This window comes from Corynebacterium sp. c25Ua_47 (assembly GCF_039907205.1).
Taxonomy (GTDB): Bacteria; Actinomycetota; Actinomycetes; order Mycobacteriales; family Mycobacteriaceae; genus Corynebacterium; species Corynebacterium hiratae.
In genome coordinates this window covers 92,050-109,170 of record NZ_JASBOH010000004.1, presented here as the reverse complement: position 1 = coordinate 109,170, position 17,121 = coordinate 92,050, and the positions used below count along the sequence as shown (strand labels likewise).

Genomic DNA, 17,121 nt, shown 5'->3' with positions numbered 1-17,121 from the left:
TATAGACGCATCGATGTGCGCGCTTTTGTGCTGCGCAAAATCGACCGCATAGATAGAAAATTTTAGTCCGCGTAAGAAAGCTAGAGATTTATGACCGTTGAAGAGCTTCGTGGCTGGCTGCGCACCTGGGTTGCGCAGACCACCGGCCTGTCGGCAGAGGAAATCACGGACACCAAGCCACTGGAGAATTTCGGGCTGTCCTCGCGTGACGCAGTAGTCCTCTCCGGCGAATTAGAAAACCTCCTCAGCATCAAGCTCGAGCCCACCGTGGCCTACGAGTACCCCACCATCGCGCAGCTGGCCGAGCGTCTCGTCAACGGCGCCGCCGGCGCCCCGGCAGACAGCGCGCCGGGAGCGGCGGCACCACGCTCGGCTGCCATCGCGGGCGGGGACATCGCCGTCATCGGTTATGCCGGCCGCTTCCCGGGTACCAAGAATGTCGACGAGTTCTGGAACATGCTCGTCGAGGGCCGCGCCGGCACCGGCCCGCTGCCCGTCGGCCGCTGGTCGGAGTACTCCTCTGACCCGATTACCAGCGAGAAGATGGAGCAGCAGAACACCGACGGCGGCTACATCGAGGACATCGCTTCCTTCGACGCCGAGTTCTTCGGCCTCTCCCCGCTGGAGGCGGCCAACATGGACCCGCAGCAGCGCATTCTCCTGGAGGTGGCGTGGGAGGCCCTTGAAGACGCCGGCCTGCCCGCCAACCAGCTGCGCGGCACCGCCACCGGTGTCTACATGGGCTCCACCAACAATGACTACGGCATGCTGATTACCGCCGACCCCGCCGAGATGCACCCTTATGCGTTGACGGGCACGTCCTCGGCGATCGTGGCCAACCGCCTGTCCTATGCCTTCGATCTGCGCGGGCCTTCCCTCAACGTGGACACCGCCTGCTCCGCCTCCCTCGTGGCGGTCAACCAGGCGGTCAAGGACCTGCGCGTAGGCGCAGCTGATACGGCTCTCGCCGGCGGCGTGAACATCCTGGCCTCGCCGCACGCCTCCATCGGCTTTAGCGAGCTGGGTGTCACCTCGCCCACCAGCGCCATCCACGCCTTCTCCGACGACGCCGACGGCATCGTCCGCGCGGACGCCGCCGGTGTGCTCGTGCTCAAGCGCCTCGAAGACGCTGAACGCGACGGCGACACCATCCACGCCGTCATCAAGGGCTCCGCAGTCAACTCCGACGGCCACTCCAACGGCCTGACCGCCCCCAACCCAGACGCGCAGGTCGACGTCCTCGAGCGCGCTTACGCCGACGCCGGCATCCGCCCGCAGGACGTCGACTACGTCGAGGCCCACGGCACCGGCACCATCCTCGGTGACCCCATCGAGGCCACCGCGTTGGGGCGCGTGCTGGGCCCGGGCCGCCAACCGTATAACCCGACCCTGCTGGGCTCCGCCAAGACCAACATCGGCCACTCCGAGTCCGCGGCCGGCGTGGTGGGCCTCATCAAGGTCATCGAAGGAATGCGCCACGGCGTTATCCCGCCAAACATCAACTACGCGGGCCCCAACCGCTATATCGACTTCGACGCCGAGCACCTCGAAGTCGTCGAAGACCCGCGCGAGTGGCCCGAGTACTCCGGCCAGAAAATCGCTGGTGTCTCCGGCTTCGGCTTTGGCGGCACCAACGCCCACGTGGTACTGACCGACTACCGCGGGCTGACCCACCAGGACGCCCCGCAGGTCGCCATCGGCGAAGGCCACCCGGTGGCCCTGCCCGTTTCCGGCCTGCTGCCCTCGCGCCGCGCCGCAGCCGCAGCCGACTTAGCGGACTACATCGAAGCCGAGAACCCGAACCTGCTCTCCCTGGCCCGCACCCTCGCGCGCCGTAACCATGGGCGCTCGCGGGCGGTAGTGGTGGCGTCGTCAAGCGAAGAAGCTGTCAAGCGCCTGCGTCAGGTGTCCGAGGGAACCGTCTCCGTCGGCATCGCCGCGGCGGACTCCCCGACGGTGCACGGCCCGGTGTTCATGTACTCCGGTTTCGGCTCCCAGCACCGCAAGATGGCCAAGGACATGATTGCCCTTTCGCCGCAATTCCTCGCGCGCTTGGAGGAGCTCGACGTCGTAGTCCAGCGCGAATCCGGCTGGTCCATCCTGGAGCTGGTTCATGATGACGAGCAGACCTACAACACCGAAACCGCGCAGGTAGCCATCACCGCCATCCAGATCGCGCTGACGGACCTGCTGGCCACCTTCGGCGTGCGCCCGGCGGGTGTGATCGGCATGTCCATGGGCGAAATCGGCGCGGCCTACGCTGCGGGCGGCATTAAGGCCGAGGAGGCCATGCGCATCGCCTGCCACCGCGCGCGCCTCATGGGGGAGGGCGAGGCCTCGCTTCCCGACGATCAGCAGGGCGCCATGGCCGTCGTCGAGCTCTCCGCCGAGGAGATCGACGCTCTTCCGGGTTCCATCGAGCCCGCCGTCTACACCGGCCCCGGCATGACCACCGTGGGCGGCCCGCGCGAGGAGGTCCTCGCGCTGGTGGAGAAGCTCGACGGCGAGGGCAAGTTCGCCCGCGCGCTCAACGTTAAGGGCGCGGGCCACACCTCCGCTGTGGATCCGCTGTTGGGTGAGCTCTATGCGGAAATCGCCGGCATGGAAGCCGCTCCGCTGCACACGACGCTCTTCTCCTCCGTCGACCGCGGCAAGGTCTACCGCCCGGGTGCGGTGCTGCACGATGAGGATTACTGGATCCGCATGACCCGCAAGCCCGTCTACCTGCAGGATGCGACGGAGGCGGCGTTTGCGGCTGGGCACACGCAGATCGTGGAGATCTCCCCGAACCCGATTGCGCTCATGGGCCTGATGTCCACCGCCTTTGCCGCGGGCAAGGCGGATGCGCAGCTGCTTTACAGCCTGAAGCGCAGGATGGATCCCACCGAGTCGCTGCTGGACCTGTTGGGCAAGCTCTACGTCACGGGTACTCCGGTGGACTACACCAAGGTCTTTGGTTCCGGTGCGCTTGTCGCCGCCCCGCATACCCGCTTCCGCCGCCAGCGTTTCTGGACGAACGCTCGTCCTTCTTCTGGCGTATCCGGCCTGCCGGGAGCGCGCGTGACGCTGCCGGAGGGCGCGGTGGCGTTCTCCACGAACGCTGACCAGGCGCCGAGCGCGCTGGCCATCCTGGAGGCTGCCGCCGAGGCCGTGACCCCGGGCGCCCACATCGCGGCGAGCGAGGAGCACCTCGACCTGCCCGCGAAGGGCGAGGTCACCACGATTGTTCGCCGCACGCTGGGCGGGCTGTCGTTGGCGGTGCACTACGTGGATGGTGCGACGACCAAGCTCATCGCGGAAGGTTTTGCGTCGACGCTCAACCTTGCCGAACCCGCTGCGGCCCCGGAGCCGAGCCTGCCGCAGGCGGTGACTGCGCCGCAGTTCGCTGACCCCGATGTGGGCGCCGATGCCGTGCGCTGGGACCCGGAGAAGGAGAGCGTGGAGGAGCGCTTGGCGCTCATCGTGTCGGAGTCCATGGGCTACGACGTCTCCGATCTCCCGCGTGAGCTGCCGCTCATTGATCTCGGCCTGGATTCGCTCATGGGCATGCGCATCAAGAACCGCGTGGAGAATGACTTCCAGATTCCGCCGCTGCAGGTGCAGGCGCTTCGCGACGCCTCCCTCGCCGACGTCATCACCATGGTCGAGGAAGCCGTGTCCGAACAGCCCGGTGCTTCCGCGCAGGCGCCGGCCGACGCGGCCGCTGATGCGCCCTCCGCGGACGACAACTCCGCTGAAGACTCTTCCGCTGCGAGCGCGAAGAGCGGCGAAGGCGTCGGCGTGGCGCCGCGCGATGCCTCCGAGCGCATGGTCTTCGGCACCTGGGCCACCTTCACCGGTAAGGCCGCGGCCGGAGTGACCTCCGCGCTGCCGCAGGTCAGCGATGAGGTGGCTGAGAAGATTGCCGAGCGTCTCACCGAGCGCGCCGGCATCGAGGTCACCGCGCAACAAGTCTACGAGGCCGAAGCACTGGAGAACCTGGCGGATCTGGTCCGCGAAGGCCTGGAGACCGAGGTCGAGGGCAATATCCGTGTCCTGCGCGAGGCCGATGGCCCCGCCGTCTTCATGTTCCACCCGGCCGGCGGCACCACCGTGGTTTACCAGCCGCTGACTCGCCGCCTGCCTGCCGACGTCGCCGTCTACGGCGTGGAGCGTCTCGAGGGCAGCCTGGAGGATCGCGCCGCCGCCTACATCGAGGACATCCTGCACTACGCGCGCGGCCGTAAGGTCGTGCTCGGCGGCTGGTCCTTCGGTGGCGCGCTGGCTTATGAGGTGGCCTACCAGCTCCAGGAGCGCGCCGCCCGCGGCGAGGATGCGGCCGAGGTGGCCTTCATCGCGCTGCTGGATACCACCCAGCCGGCGCATCCGGCCCCGAAGACGCTGGAGGAAACCAAGGCCCGCTGGGGCCGCTACGCCGCCTTTGCCAAGAAGACCTACGGCCTGGACTTCGAGCCGCCCTACGAGATGCTGGAGACCGTGGGCGAAGATGCTCTCATGGCCATGCTTGCGGAATTCCTCAGCTCCACCGACGCCTCCGAGCACGGCCTGTCCGCGGGCGTGCTGGAGCACCAGCGCGCATCCTTCGTGGACAACCAGATTCTGGGCTCGCTGGATATGGGAAGGTGGGCGTCGGTAAGCGTGCCTGTCATCCTGTTCCGCTCCGAGCGCATGCATGACGGCGCCATCGAGCTCGAACCGGCGTATGCGGAGATTAACCCGGACGGCGGCTGGGGCGTTATCGTGAAGGATCTGGAGATTGTGCAGCTGCCGGGCGACCACCTGGCGGTTCCCGACGAGCCGGCTATCGGTATCGTGGGCAAGCACATGGAGGATTGGATCGAGGAGAAGATTCGGAAGTGACTAGCACCGCTGACAAGCTAGCGGACCTGCGCGAGCGCCTCGAGCGCGCCCAGGACCCCGGCAGCGAGCGCTCCCGTGCCCGCCGCGACGAGGCTGGGCGCTCGACGCCGCGCCAACGCATCGCCGCGCTTCTCGACGAAGGCTCTTTCGTCGAAACCGGCGCCCTGGGCAAGACCCCCGGTGATCCGGACGCGATTTACTCCGACGGCGTGGTCACCGGCCACGGGCGCATCAACGGCCGCCCGGTGTGCATCTACGCACACGATAAGACCGTCTATGGCGGTTCCGTGGGCGTGACCTTTGGCAAGAAGGTCACCGACATCATGGATCTGGCCATCAAGATTGGTTGCCCAGTTATCGGTATTCAGGATTCCGGTGGTGCGCGCATTCAGGACGCGGTGACGTCGCTGGCCATGTACTCGGAGATTGCCCGCCGCCAGCTGCCGCTGTCTGGCCGTAGCCCGCAGATTTCCATCATGATGGGCAAGTCCGCCGGTGGTGCGGTGTATGCGCCGGTGACCACGGACTTCATCATCGCCGTCGATGGTGAGGCGGAGATGTACGTGACGGGCCCGAACGTGATCAAGGAGGTCACGGGCGAGGAGATTTCTTCCCACGACTTGGGTTCCGCTCGCCAGCAGGAGCTCAACGGCAACGTGTCTGTCGTGGTGCCCTCGGAGGATGAGGCCTTTGACCTGGTTCGTGACTTGCTGGATCATTTGCCGCTGACCTGCTTCGACGAGTCCCCGGTCTTCGACGCACCTTCTGATGACGAGGTAGCTGAAGACACCGAGCTGGATTCCTTCATGCCGGATGACACGAACGCCGGCTACGACATGATGGACCTGCTGACGCAGCTTGGCGACGATGACGAGCTCATCGAAATCCAGGAGAACTACGCCCCCAACGTCATCACTGCCTTTGGGCGTATTGACGGCAAGGCCGTGGGTTTTGTGGCGAATAACCCGATGCATTCGGCGGGTTGTATCGATGCGGATGCCGCCGATAAGGGCGCGCGCTTTATCCGTATCTGCGATGCCTACAACATCCCGCTGGTCTTCGTGGTGGATACGCCGGGCTACCTGCCGGGCGTGGACCAGGAGAAGGCCGGTCTGATTCACCGCGGTGCGAAGTTCGCTTTTGCTGTGGTGGAGGCTACCGTGCCGAAGGTCTCGCTGATTGTGCGCAAGGCTTATGGCGGCGCCTATGCCGTGATGGGTTCGAAGAACCTGACCGGTGATATCAACTTGGCGTGGCCGACGGCCCAGATTGCCGTGATGGGCTCGGCCGCCGCCGTGGTCATGATTGCGGGCAAGCAGCTCGAGGCCGCCGAAACCCCGGAGCAGCGCGCCATGACGAAGAAGATGTTCATGGACTTCTACGACGAGACCATGACCGCACCCTATGTCGCCGCGGAGCGTGGCTACCTCGACGGCATGATTAAGCCTTCTGAGTCGCGCTTGGCCCTGCGCCGCGCGCTGCGCCAGCTTGCCGATAAGCAGGAGAAGGACCTGCCCAAGAAGCACACCATCTCCCCGCTCTAGCGTCGTCTGAGCCAGGATAGAGGCTGAAGAAGGCCTGCGGATCGCGCTGAACTTTGTTTCTCGGCGTAACGTGCGGGCCCGTTCTATCCGATAAGTTTAAGGACTAGGAATTCAATCAAAGGAGCACTTCAATGCTGTCTAGCGTTCTTGACCTCAGCGGCGACGTTATCAACCTCGTTATCATGCTGCTCAACCGCGTCGGCGTGACCATCTCTGGCTCGTCCCTGAGCTCGAAGTAGCGTTCGCGCGCACCCCTCTCCGCCACACGTGCGGCTCTCCATTGGATTGATTGCTCAGTCCAATGTGAACAGCTCACAGCGGGGAGGGTTTCTTTATGCCCTGGCTTGTGCGGCCGAGGGAGTTAGCGCGCCTTGAGAAGGCGCGGTGCGCTAAAACTCTGAATGCGGGATCGCCGAAGAGCCCCAAGGCCGCGGTGCGACTCAGGGAGTGCGGGAATTCCTACCGCAGGTCAGCCCAGACGGGGCTGGGTATCAGTACTGGTGGCCCGCCGCCGGGTGGCAGCCACGCCATCCGCCCCTCGATGCGGTCGATGTGCCCGCGATAGGTGGGCCGGGCGGGGTCATCATCATTGATCGCGTTGTGATATTTACACAGCGGGACGAGGTTGTTGATGTTGGTTGGCCCGCCATCTTGCCACCGTCTGATGTGGTGCATCTGGCATTCCGCGGCCGGTTTATTGCACCCGAGCCAGGCGCACGTCGGATGCTCCGCGCTGAGCAGGAGGCGCTGTTTGTCGCTGGCGAAGCGGCTGCCGTAATAGAGATTGACGGGTCCTTCGACGGGGTGGAAGAGCGAGACGAAGCCGCGCTCGGCAAACTGCGTGCGGAGAAACTCTGCGCCGGTCATGGTGCCGCCGTCGGTTGCCTGCAGAATGATGTCGTCACCCTCGCCGCGCACGATCGTGTCGAGCTGATCTAGGCGCACAAGAACGTGCGCATGCAGCACAGGTGTGGGCGCGCCGCCTCCTGCAAAGACTTCGTGGACCGCCTTCAGCAGGTCCGCGGAAGTGGCTTTGAGCGTGCCCACCAGATTCGCAATAGCCCGCGGGCGATCCGTGATGATGAGGCTGTGCATGCCGCCTTTTCGGCGCAGCACCCGCACTCCGGGGCTGGGCTCGGGCCTGAGCTCCGCGAGGCGCCGCTTCGCCACGCCCGCGATCTCACCCGCCGGAGTCTCGCACAGCTCCACTCTCAGGTCCCACGCCTTGCGCGAGTCCTTGACTCGCGCGACATGGCGCTCAATCTGCACCAGCGTATCCAGTGCGTGTTCAGTTTTACGCGCGCGGCGCTGCTTGGCGCTGTAGGCGGTCTGCCCGAAATAGATCCGGTGCAGGCCTTCGAGCTGCCGCGCTACGCGCGGCGTCGCACCCAGCGCGAGCATGTCATCGCGTGTGTGGCCTGCGCACAAAGAGACGACGTGCATGCCGCGAGCAAGTACCCCGAGTAAGTCCCCCAACTTCATGCCCCACACACTAAACCGGGCCGCACACCCCCGCAACCGGAGCGCTAAAAACCCAGCTCAAACAGCCACTCGCAAGGCCCCACAAGGCTGGATCCAGGTGTGTGAGGCCGACAGGTAGCAGGCCATGGAAAACTTGGTGAAGTTCTAGGCACGCGAGCGGGACGCAAAGGCCGCGATGGTTCGCCAGCCAAAGAAGAACAGCGCCGACATCACGGTGGCCACGATGAGGAAGGACCAGTGCGGCAGCCGGCCATTGACCAGCATCCACAGAGCCATGCCGCCAATAATGGCACTCAGCCACACGACGACGCCCTCCCGCCACAGGCCGCTCAGCTTCGCTGCCATGATGATGACCCAGCCCACGAGCGCGCCCACGGTCCACGGCCAGAAGGCATCGACCCAGGAGCTAAAGCTCAGGCCGCCGTGCGCCAGGCGGGCGAGGATGGCGAAGAGGACGAGCGAGATGACGTCGATAAGCGGGGCAACGCGCATTTAGGATTCCTTCCGGTTCAACGCCGCGTAAGAGAAACCATCGCGGGCGTAGTGGGCGAAGTAGATGACCCATCCAATGATAGTGATCAGCGCAAAGGAAATAAGCCGGTAGATGATGGCCGCGGAGGTGGCATGCACCGCGGTGAGGCCCGTCGCCACCAGCGGGGCGATGAGCGCGGCCTCCACCGTACCCACGCCACCCGGGGTGACCTGCGCGGAGCCAGCCAGCTTCGCCGCCAGGAAGGCCAGTGCGACGCCTGCCAGGGTGGTGTGGTCGGCGCCGGCACGCAGCCACGGAATCTCGCCGGTTACCGCCCACACCGAAGCCCACAGGGCGGCCATATCGGCCAGGCGGTGCACAAGGGAGGCCCCGGCAACCACAGCGAAGGGGCCACGCGAAAGGTGGACCTCGCCGAGGTTGCGCACCTCCTGGATCGCGCGGTCCCGCTTGGGGCCGGGCCGCAGCTTGCGCAGCCAGCGCTCAAGAGTCACCGGGTGTGAGGTCAGCCAGAAGATGCCGCCGAGTGCCGCGAGCATGAGGACAACCGTGGTGATCAACGAGCCCAAAGCCATGTCGGCGTTGAGGAAAAACACCCCGCCGAGCCCAATGAGCGCGAGGAACATCGAGCTAATGATCGAGGACAAAAACAGGAAGTAGCTACACAGCGCTACCGACGCACCCCAGCGACGCTGCACCTGGAAGGTGAGCAAAGCCGAAAAGGCAGGGCCCGCCGGCAGAGTCGTGGACCAGGCATTCGAGGCCAGCGTGATGGCGTAGGTTTCGCGCAGCGGCACCTTGACGCCGCCGGCGCCGATGAGCCGCTTCATCACCTCCGCCATGCCCGCGATGGACAGCAGCGCGAAGAACACCACCAGCACCACGGGGAAAGGTTCAGCGTGGCGCAGGGGGCGCAATCCCTCGGTGATGAAGTCGAGCTGGTCGCGGAAGAACCACGCCAGCGCGGCCAGAATCAGAAGGGAGATTATCCAGGTCAGCCAGTTCTTCTTATTCATCGACCGTCCGTGGACTTCAGGCGCTGCACCAGCTCGGAGAAGGGGATGAGCTCGGTGTCGGTGTCGGCGCTGCGGTCCCCGCGTACAGGAGCTTCGCTTGCCGACGCCTCCTCCGTCCGCACCTCAGGATCCTCCGGTGTGCCTGCCTGCTCGGTAGGCGCGGCCTCTTCATCGCTCAGCGCTGGGGTGGTGGGCGCCGGTGCAGCAGCGGATGCGGTGGCCAGGGCCGGCTCGGCAGCCGGGGCGTTGTCGCCGCCGAGGCGATGGGTTAGGCGGGTGAGGAAGCGCGGGGCCCACCAGTTGTCCTCGCGCAGCAGGTGCATGACGGCGGGGACGAGGAGCATGCGGACGATGGTGGCGTCGATAAGCAGTGCAAAAATCATGCCGAAGGCGATGTACTTCATCATCACGATGTCGGAGAAACCGAAGGCACCTGCGACCACGATCATGATGAGCGCGGCCGCCGTGATGATGCCACCGGTGTGCGCGGTGCCCGCAGCGATGGCCTCGTCCGTGGAAGCACCGCGGCGGCGGGCCTCCACCATGCGCGAAACCAGAAAGACTTCGTAGTCCGTGGACAGGCCAAAGACGATGGCGATGATGAGCACCAGAATCGGGCTCATGAGCGGGCCGGCGGTGAAGTTGAGCAGGCCGGAGCCGAGGCCGTCGACGAACATGAGCGTCAAGATGCCCAGCGTCGCACCCAGGGAAAGCAGCGTCATGATGATGGCCTTCAGCGGCAGGATGAAGCTGCCGAAGACCAGCGCCATGAGGATGAAGGTGGCCAGCACCACGTAGAGCGCCATCCAGGGCAGCGTGTCGAAGAGCGCGTCGAGGGATTCGACCTCCATGGCCGGGGTACCGCCGACATAAAGCTCCACGCCGTCGGGTGCCTCGATGTTTTCGAGCTCGTGGACGATGCGCCCGTAGTCCTCGCGGTCTTGGATGCCGGCGCCGAGGACGGTGGTGCCGTCGACAGTCGCGGTCTTCGGTCCCATCGGCTCGGTAAGGCCCTGGATGGAGCGGGCCTGCATGACGACGTCGACAAGCTGCTCATTCGTCGCATTCTTCACCACGAGCTTGACCGGCTCGGTGCGGAAGGAGGGGAACTGCTCGTTGAACTGGTCCTGCGCCACGCGCGCGTCCTGGTTGGGCGGCAGGTAGGTCTCGTTGATGCCGCCGAATTTCACGCCCAGCACCGGCAGGGTCAGCGCGATGAGCAGGGCGCAGATGGCGGTGGTCATCACACCCGCGCGGCCCATGGCCCAGCGCGGCATCCGGTACCACCACGTGTCCTCGATGCGGCGTCCGCGCCGCGAGGCCTTGCGCACGGTCCACTTATCGATGTTGTGGCCCAGCATGCCAAAGAGCGAGGGCAGCACCGTCACCGACAGCAGTGCTGCAAGCCCCACCGCAGAGATGGATCCGTAGGCCACGGATTTGAGGAAGGCCTGCGGGAAGAGGAAGAGCCCGGACAGCGATACGGCCACCATGGCGGCGGAAAAGACTACGGTCTGCCCGGCGGTGGCGGTGGTGATCGCCACGGCCTCCTTGGTATCGCGGCCCTTGTCCAGCTCCTCGCGGAAGCGTGAAACCATGAACAGGCCATAGTCGATGGCTAGACCTAAGCCCAGTAGCGTCACCACGGCCTGCGCAAACACGTTGACCTGCTGGAAGCCGGCCAGGATTGAGAGGATTCCCAGCGAGCCCAGGATGGACAGCCCGCCCACGACGAGCGGCATGAAGGCCGCGACGACGGAGCCGAAGACGATCAGCAGCAGCAGCCCGACGAGCGGCAGGGCAGCCTTCTCCGCGCGGGAGATGTCCTTGGCCATGCCCTCATCCAACGCGTCAGCCACCGCGGTGGCACCCGCTACCTGCACGGGCAGCCCGCTGGAGTGCAGGGAATCCTCGATGGCGCGGAAGTCCTTGAGCGTTTGCTCGCCGTCGCCTTTCAGCCCGATGGCGGCGAAAGCCGTGGAGTGATCCTGCGTGATGAGGTTCGGGTTGCGCTTATCAAAGTAGCTGGTGACGGAGTCGATCTGCTCCGGATACTGGGTCTGGAGCTCATCCAGGAAGGCCTTGGCCTCGGCGGCGTGGGCATCGGGGTCGTCGAAAAGCAGGATGACGTCGCCGGAATTGTCGCGGCCGAAGGTCTCCAACTCGATCTGTGCCGCGCTTGTCGACGCCGCCCCCGGGTCCTCCCAGCCCTCCTGGCTCATGCGCTCCTCAAGGCGCGTGCCGAAGCCAAAGAAGAGGCCCAGAATGAGCCCGACGATGAGGAGCGGGATGACCTTGCGGTGGGCGTAGGAAAAACGGCCCCAAGAATAAAACATGCGGCTCCTAACTGTGCTCGGGCGCGCGGTCCGGCAGCAGCGCGGACAGCGGGCGGAAAGGCTGCAGCCAGGCGCCGCCTGGAGGCAGATTATCCAGGTTAACGCGCGGCAGCGGTTCGCGGAAAACGCCCTCGATGTCTTCGAGGTCGACGAATTCGATGTCGGGGTGAGTCAGCGCCCACGACGCGTGCTCGTGGAAACCGAGCACGCAGGTGGGCAGACCGGAAGCTGAGAGCTGTTCCAGCAGGTGCTGGAAGTTTTGGCCATCGGCAGAGGCCACGATGACACCGGAGAGATCCTCGCGGTTGGCTTTGATGTATTCGACCATGTCGGGGTCGACGTCATCGTCCTCGTGCAGCTTCGGCTTGGCAAAGACGGCGAAGCCGACGTTGCGGATGGCCTCGACCCACGGGCGGATGACGTCGGCGCCGCCGGGCGTGACGTTGGTGAAGACGGCGGCTTCGGGAGTGGCGTCGTTGTCAAAGGCCAGCTCCACCAGCCAGCGGCCGATGGCGTCAAAGCGAGGGCGGTAGGCGGCAGTGGGGCGCCCGCCGAGGATGGCGCCAAGCCCCATGTCCATGTTGGGCGCATCCCACACCAATAGGTAGGTGCCGGCCATTACTTCTTCTCCCAGAGGTACTCGGTGATGACGTGTTCCTTATCCAGGCCTTTGCCCTCAAACTTGGTGATGACCTGGCGGTCGGTGAGAATGGGGCACTCCGGCCAGGGCCAGCCCTTGTAGTCGAGGGAGGGCTCGACCTCAACGAGCTCGTTAATCCACTCGGCGTAGCCGGCATGGTCGGTGGCCACGTGGAGCACGCCGCCGGGTTTCAGGCGGGAGGCGAAGAGGTTGAGGGTGCCGGATTGGATGATGCGGCGCTTGTGGTGGCGGACCTTGGGCCACGGGTCCGGGAAGAAGATACGGATGCCGTCGAGGGATTCGGGCGCAAACATGCGCATGAGAACTTCGATGCCATCGCCGCGGACCATGCGGATGTTCTCAATATCGTTGCGGACAATGGAGCCCAGCAGCTTGGCTAAGCCTGGCTTGTAAAGCTCGACGGCAACAATGTTGGTGTCCTTTTCCAACGGGGCCATCGCAGCAGTGGAGGTTCCGGTGCCGGAGCCGATTTCCACGATGGTCCTGGCGCCCTCGCGGTTGAACCAGGCGGGGATGTCGAGGGGTTCGTCGGCAAGCAGGCGTCCCAACTGAGGCCAGTGCTCCTCGAAGAGGGCGTTCTGGTTGTCGGTGAGGGTGCCGCGACGGAAGGTCACGTTGCCGAGGCGTGGGTAGTCCAAATCATTGTTGAACTCGGCGTTGAAATCCGTCTGGAGGCCGCGACCATGAGGCATCTGCGCGGCGGGATTCTGGGAGGAGTCTGCACTATTCATCAGTTGACATTGTTCCCTTAAGCAGGGGTGAGGGGCAACGTGCCGCGCCGTGGAGGGCGCCTAAGTGAAGGCCAATCAGGTCGCGGTGGGGGTAAGAGTATGGGCGTACGGGATGGGCAGTCCAAAGAAAATCCACCCCTGTGCGGGGGTATCTTTGGTGGCCGCGTGCCCTAATTCACACTTCGTTGTCCTCGGGTTAGTCGGGTTGAGCTGGGTGGATATAACCAGGGTGGGCTGTATTACACATTCTGTTATCACCAGTATCCGTACTCTGGTTGGTGAAACGTCGATAGGGGAAACCTTCGGCGATATAAAGCACCCTGGCCACACCGACCACAGGAGAATGTGAGATGACCGCAACCATTAAGGGCCTTGTAGGTGAACTGCCCACGAAGAACGAGAAGCTCATTTCGTGGATCAGCGAGAGTGTCGAGCTCTTCCAGCCGGAAGAGGTTGTCTTCGTAGACGGCTCCCAGGAGGAGGCGGACCGCCTCGCCGCTGAGCTCGTGGAGAAGGGCACCCTGATTAAGCTCAACGAGGAGAAGCGCCCGAACTCCTACCTGGCGCGCTCGAACCCGTCGGATGTCGCGCGCGTGGAGTCCCGCACCTTCATCTGCACCGAGACTGAGGAGGACGCAGGCCCGACCAATAACTGGGCCCCGCCGGCAGCCATGAAGGAAGAGATGACCGAGGCCTTCCGCGGTTCCATGAAGGGCCGCACCATGTACGTGGTGCCTTTCTGCATGGGCCCCATCAGCGACCCGGACCCCAAGCTCGGCGTTCAGCTGACTGACTCGGCTTATGTTGTCCTGTCTATGCGCATCATGACCCGCATGGGCCAGCAGGCTCTGGACAAGATTGGTGAGAACGGCGATTTTGTCCACGCTCTGCACTCCGTCGGTGCTCCGCTGGAGCCGGGCCAGGAGGACGTCGCGTGGCCGTGCAACGAGAAGAAATACATCACGCAGTTCCCGGCAACCAAGGAGATTTGGTCCTACGGCTCCGGCTACGGCGGAAACGCCATCCTGGCCAAGAAGTGCTACGCGCTGCGTATCGCTTCCGTTATGGCGAAGGAAGAGGGCTGGATGGCAGAGCACATGCTCATCCTTAAGCTCACCAACCCGGAGGGCAAGAAGTACCACATTGCGGCCGCCTTCCCGTCTGCTTGCGGCAAGACCAACCTGGCCATGATCACCCCGACCATCCCGGGCTGGAAGGCTGAGGTTGTGGGCGATGACATCGCCTGGCTGAAGCTGCGCGAGGACGGCCTGTACGCCGTCAACCCGGAGAACGGCTTCTTCGGCGTTGCGCCGGGCACCAACTACGACTCCAACCCGATTGCCATGAAGACGATGGAGCCGGGCAACACCCTGTTCACCAACGTCGCGCTGACCGACGACGGCGATGTCTGGTGGGAGGAAATGGGCGAGGCCCCGGAGCACCTCATCGACTGGCACGGCAACGATTGGACCCCGGCTTCCACCACCAAGGCTGCGCACCCGAACTCCCGCTACTGCGTGCCGATCACGCAGTGCCCGTCCGCCGCTCCGGAGTTTGATGACTGGAAGGGCGTCAAGATTGACGCCATCCTCTTCGGCGGCCGCCGCGCAGACACCGTCCCGCTGGTGACCCAGGCCTTCGACTGGAACCACGGCACCATGATCGGCGCCCTGCTCTCCTCTGGCCAGACCGCTGCCGCTGAGGGCAAGGTCGGCGCCCTGCGCCACGACCCGATGGCCATGCTGCCGTTCATGGGCTACAACGCCGGTGACTACCTGCAGCACTGGATTGACATGGGTGAAAAGGGCGGCGACCGCATGCCGGAGATCTTCCTGGTCAACTGGTTCCGCCGTGGTGAGGACCGTCGCTTCCTGTGGCCGGGCTTCGGCGAGAATTCCCGCGTGCTCAAGTGGATTGTGGACCGCATCGAGGGCAATGTCGACGCCGTCGAGACCGTTGTGGGCCACACCGCCCGCCCGGAGGATATCGACCTCACCGGCCTGGACTTCGACATCGAAGACGTCCGCGAGGCCCTTGCTGTGAACCCGGCCGATTGGGCTGGCGACATGGAAGACAACAAGGAATACCTGCACTTCTTGGGCTCCCGCGTGCCGTCTGAGGTGTGGGACCAGTTCAAGGCGCTCAAGGAGCGCGTTGAGGCTGCCTCCTAACGCCGCTTTCCGCGCCGCTGCTTTCCGACGCCCCTCCACCCAGCGGTGGCGGGGCGTCGCCGCGTTCTGGCATGTTAGGTTGGCCACAATAAGGTTAGGGTAACCTTTTAAATGGAGAAAGTCTCGCATATTCTGGGTGTATGACAACTTCTTCTTTGCCCATGCACGATCGTCCCGACTCCGAGGTTGGTGGACACTGGCTCCTCGCCCGCCTGGGAAAGAAGGTGTTGCGCCCCGGCGGGCTGGAGATGACCACCACGCTAATCGACGCCGCCGAGCTGAAAGACAAGGACGTGGTGGAGCTGGCCCCTGGACTCGGGCTCACTGCCCGCCAGATCGTGGCGGAAGGCCCGCGCAGCTACACCGGCGTGGACGAGGATCCTGATGCCGTGGCGCGCACGAAGGCCAGCCTCGCCGGCGCTTCCTCGGCTACCGTGGTGGTCAATGACGCCAAGGCCACGGGTTTGCCGGATAACAGCACGGATGTCGTCTTTGGCGAAGCCATGCTCACCATGCACGGCGAGAAGGGGAAGGCCGCGATCATGGCGGAGGCGTTCCGTATCCTGCGCCCGGGCGGCAGGTATGTCATCCATGAGCTGTGCCTGGAGCCGGACACGCTTGACGACGTCCAGAAGCTCGAGATCCGCCGCGCGCTGGCCACGTCCATCCGCGTCAACGCCCGCCCGCTGACCACAAAGGAATGGGACGGCGTGGCACGGGAGGCTGGCTTCGAGGTGACTGAGCGCCACTATGCAGATATGGCGCTGCTGCGCGCCAAGCGCAACTTGCAGGACGAGGGTGTGCTGGGCGTGGCGCGTATCGCCTTTAACGTCTTGCGCATGCCCGACGCCCGCCGCCGCGTTTTCGCGATGCGTTCGGTGTTCAACAAGTACAGCGACAACCTGCAGGCCATCGGCGTGGTGCTGACCAAGCCGGCCGCGGCTGCTCAATGAGTTTCGGTGAGAGCGGTGACGTTGCCGGCGGCGTGCCGGACGGCGTGATGGAGGCCCGCCCACGTGGGATCAGCTGGCCCACGGTTGGCGTATCTGTGGTGAGCAGTTGCGTCGCCGCTGCGCTGGTCTTGGGTTTCGGCGTGCAGCTCAGCCAAGGCAAGTGGGAACAGGCGGCAGCCCAGGGTGCCGCGATGACGCAGCCAGCCGAACCGAGCGTGCCCGTGAGCAGCGACTCCGCAGCGCCGGCGGCTGCGGCAACAACGGCACCAACAACGGCACCAACAACGGCGCCAACAACGGCGCCAACAACGGCGCCAACAACGGCGCCAACAACGGCGGCGTCCGCGGCGTCGCCAAGCGTTGCGCAGGACGCCCCCGCTGTGGCGTTGGAACCGGCACCGCAGGAGAATCAAGCGGCAGACCCAGCGCCAGAGCAGGCGGTGGATGAGACGGTGGAGGACCCCAACACCGGCTGGTACCCCAGTGGGGATTTCAGCGCGAGCTTTGCGGCTACTAACCCGGAGCCGACGCTCGATGACCTTAACGGCGTCCTGCACGCGCTCGTGGCCACGCCGGGATCCGATGCGGACAAGGCACACAACCTCGAGGCTGGGCTGCCGGGGACGGTGGTGCCGAGAACCATTTACAACCTGGGGATATTCCGTCCGCCGCTGGGCTGGAAGCGGATTAGCGGGCCACTGACGGTGGAGGGGAACACCGCGAGTGCCACGCTCAACGCGAGCTCGGCCGGGCGTCCCACGATCTCGTTGCGGGTGGAGTTCCGCTACCTCGACGGGCGCTGGAAGCTGGCCACGAACTCGCTGCGCAACGGCATCGATGCGGTGGGCCTGCCCATCGCGGGCGCGTTTTAAGGCGG

Annotated in this window: 11 protein-coding genes; 5 read left to right on the top strand and 6 right to left on the bottom strand. The window is 64.9% G+C overall.

All coding sequences use genetic code 11. The features are described from left to right. The first annotated feature begins 90 nt into the window (after positions 1–90). Entirely contained in the window at positions 91–4,860 is a 4,770-nt protein-coding gene (locus tag QKE52_RS05340; RefSeq protein ID WP_347948342.1) for a type I polyketide synthase, read from the top strand. Then, positions 4,857–6,404: an acyl-CoA carboxylase subunit beta gene (locus tag QKE52_RS05335; protein ID WP_347948341.1), complete on the top strand. Its 1,548-nt coding sequence runs from the start codon at positions 4,857–4,859 to the stop codon at positions 6,402–6,404. The genes QKE52_RS05340 and QKE52_RS05335 overlap by 4 nt, the downstream gene beginning before the upstream one ends. 459 nt (positions 6,405–6,863) lie before the next feature. Here the strand turns inward: QKE52_RS05335 and QKE52_RS05330 are convergent, their stop codons facing one another. The 6 genes from QKE52_RS05330 to trmB form a co-directional block, all read right to left on the bottom strand. Next, on the bottom strand, positions 6,864–7,886 hold the full coding sequence (locus tag QKE52_RS05330; protein ID WP_102233452.1) for an HNH endonuclease signature motif containing protein: 1,023 nt from the start codon (positions 7,884–7,886) through the stop codon (positions 6,864–6,866). Between the two features lie 144 nt (positions 7,887–8,030). After that, entirely contained in the window at positions 8,031–8,378 is a 348-nt protein-coding gene (locus QKE52_RS05325; RefSeq protein ID WP_102233453.1) for a DUF3054 domain-containing protein, read from the bottom strand. Next, positions 8,379–9,392 (bottom strand): YbhN family protein, encoded by a 1,014-nt coding sequence (locus QKE52_RS05320; protein WP_347948340.1) that lies wholly within the window; start codon positions 9,390–9,392, stop codon positions 8,379–8,381. It lies immediately after the preceding gene. Next, positions 9,389–11,728, bottom strand: a complete 2,340-nt coding sequence (locus tag QKE52_RS05315; RefSeq protein WP_347948339.1) for an MMPL family transporter — start codon at positions 11,726–11,728, stop codon at positions 9,389–9,391. The genes QKE52_RS05320 and QKE52_RS05315 overlap by 4 nt, the downstream gene beginning before the upstream one ends. A gap of 7 nt (positions 11,729–11,735) precedes the next feature. Then, entirely contained in the window at positions 11,736–12,347 is a 612-nt protein-coding gene (locus QKE52_RS05310) for an NYN domain-containing protein (protein WP_071407143.1), read from the bottom strand. Continuing rightward, positions 12,347–13,120 (bottom strand): tRNA (guanosine(46)-N7)-methyltransferase TrmB, encoded by a 774-nt coding sequence (gene trmB / locus QKE52_RS05305; protein WP_070517720.1) that lies wholly within the window; start codon positions 13,118–13,120, stop codon positions 12,347–12,349. Before trmB ends, QKE52_RS05310 begins: the two co-directional genes overlap by 1 nt. Before the next feature lie 350 nt (positions 13,121–13,470). Between trmB and QKE52_RS05300 the strand changes: the two genes are divergently transcribed. The 3 genes from QKE52_RS05300 to QKE52_RS05290 all read left to right on the top strand — a co-directional run bounded on the left by QKE52_RS05300 (position 13,471) and on the right by QKE52_RS05290 (position 17,116). Further along, entirely contained in the window at positions 13,471–15,291 is a 1,821-nt protein-coding gene (locus tag QKE52_RS05300; RefSeq protein ID WP_347948338.1) for a phosphoenolpyruvate carboxykinase (GTP), read from the top strand. A 140-nt stretch (positions 15,292–15,431) separates the two neighbouring features. After that, entirely contained in the window at positions 15,432–16,244 is an 813-nt protein-coding gene (locus QKE52_RS05295) for a class I SAM-dependent methyltransferase (protein ID WP_347948337.1), read from the top strand. After that, positions 16,241–17,116 (top strand): hypothetical protein, encoded by an 876-nt coding sequence (locus tag QKE52_RS05290; RefSeq protein ID WP_347948336.1) that lies wholly within the window; start codon positions 16,241–16,243, stop codon positions 17,114–17,116. The genes QKE52_RS05295 and QKE52_RS05290 overlap by 4 nt, the downstream gene beginning before the upstream one ends. Positions 17,117–17,121: the final 5 nt, after the last annotated feature.

What these genes read in the sequence shown, in the direction of transcription:
- trmB (WP_070517720.1), bottom strand. Translation starts at nt 13,120, where the DNA reads ATGAATAGTGCAGACTCCTCCCAGAATCCCGCCGCGCAGATGCCTCAT.
- QKE52_RS05290 (WP_347948336.1), top strand. Translation starts at nt 16,241, where the DNA reads ATGAGTTTCGGTGAGAGCGGTGACGTTGCCGGCGGCGTGCCGGACGGC.
- QKE52_RS05315 (WP_347948339.1), bottom strand. Translation starts at nt 11,728, where the DNA reads ATGTTTTATTCTTGGGGCCGTTTTTCCTACGCCCACCGCAAGGTCATC.
- QKE52_RS05325 (WP_102233453.1), bottom strand. Translation starts at nt 8,378, where the DNA reads ATGCGCGTTGCCCCGCTTATCGACGTCATCTCGCTCGTCCTCTTCGCC.
- QKE52_RS05300 (WP_347948338.1), top strand. Translation starts at nt 13,471, where the DNA reads ATGACCGCAACCATTAAGGGCCTTGTAGGTGAACTGCCCACGAAGAAC.
- QKE52_RS05295 (WP_347948337.1), top strand. Translation starts at nt 15,432, where the DNA reads ATGACAACTTCTTCTTTGCCCATGCACGATCGTCCCGACTCCGAGGTT.
- QKE52_RS05330 (WP_102233452.1), bottom strand. Translation starts at nt 7,886, where the DNA reads ATGAAGTTGGGGGACTTACTCGGGGTACTTGCTCGCGGCATGCACGTC.
- QKE52_RS05340 (WP_347948342.1), top strand. Translation starts at nt 91, where the DNA reads ATGACCGTTGAAGAGCTTCGTGGCTGGCTGCGCACCTGGGTTGCGCAG.
- QKE52_RS05310 (WP_071407143.1), bottom strand. Translation starts at nt 12,347, where the DNA reads ATGGCCGGCACCTACCTATTGGTGTGGGATGCGCCCAACATGGACATG.
- QKE52_RS05320 (WP_347948340.1), bottom strand. Translation starts at nt 9,392, where the DNA reads ATGAATAAGAAGAACTGGCTGACCTGGATAATCTCCCTTCTGATTCTG.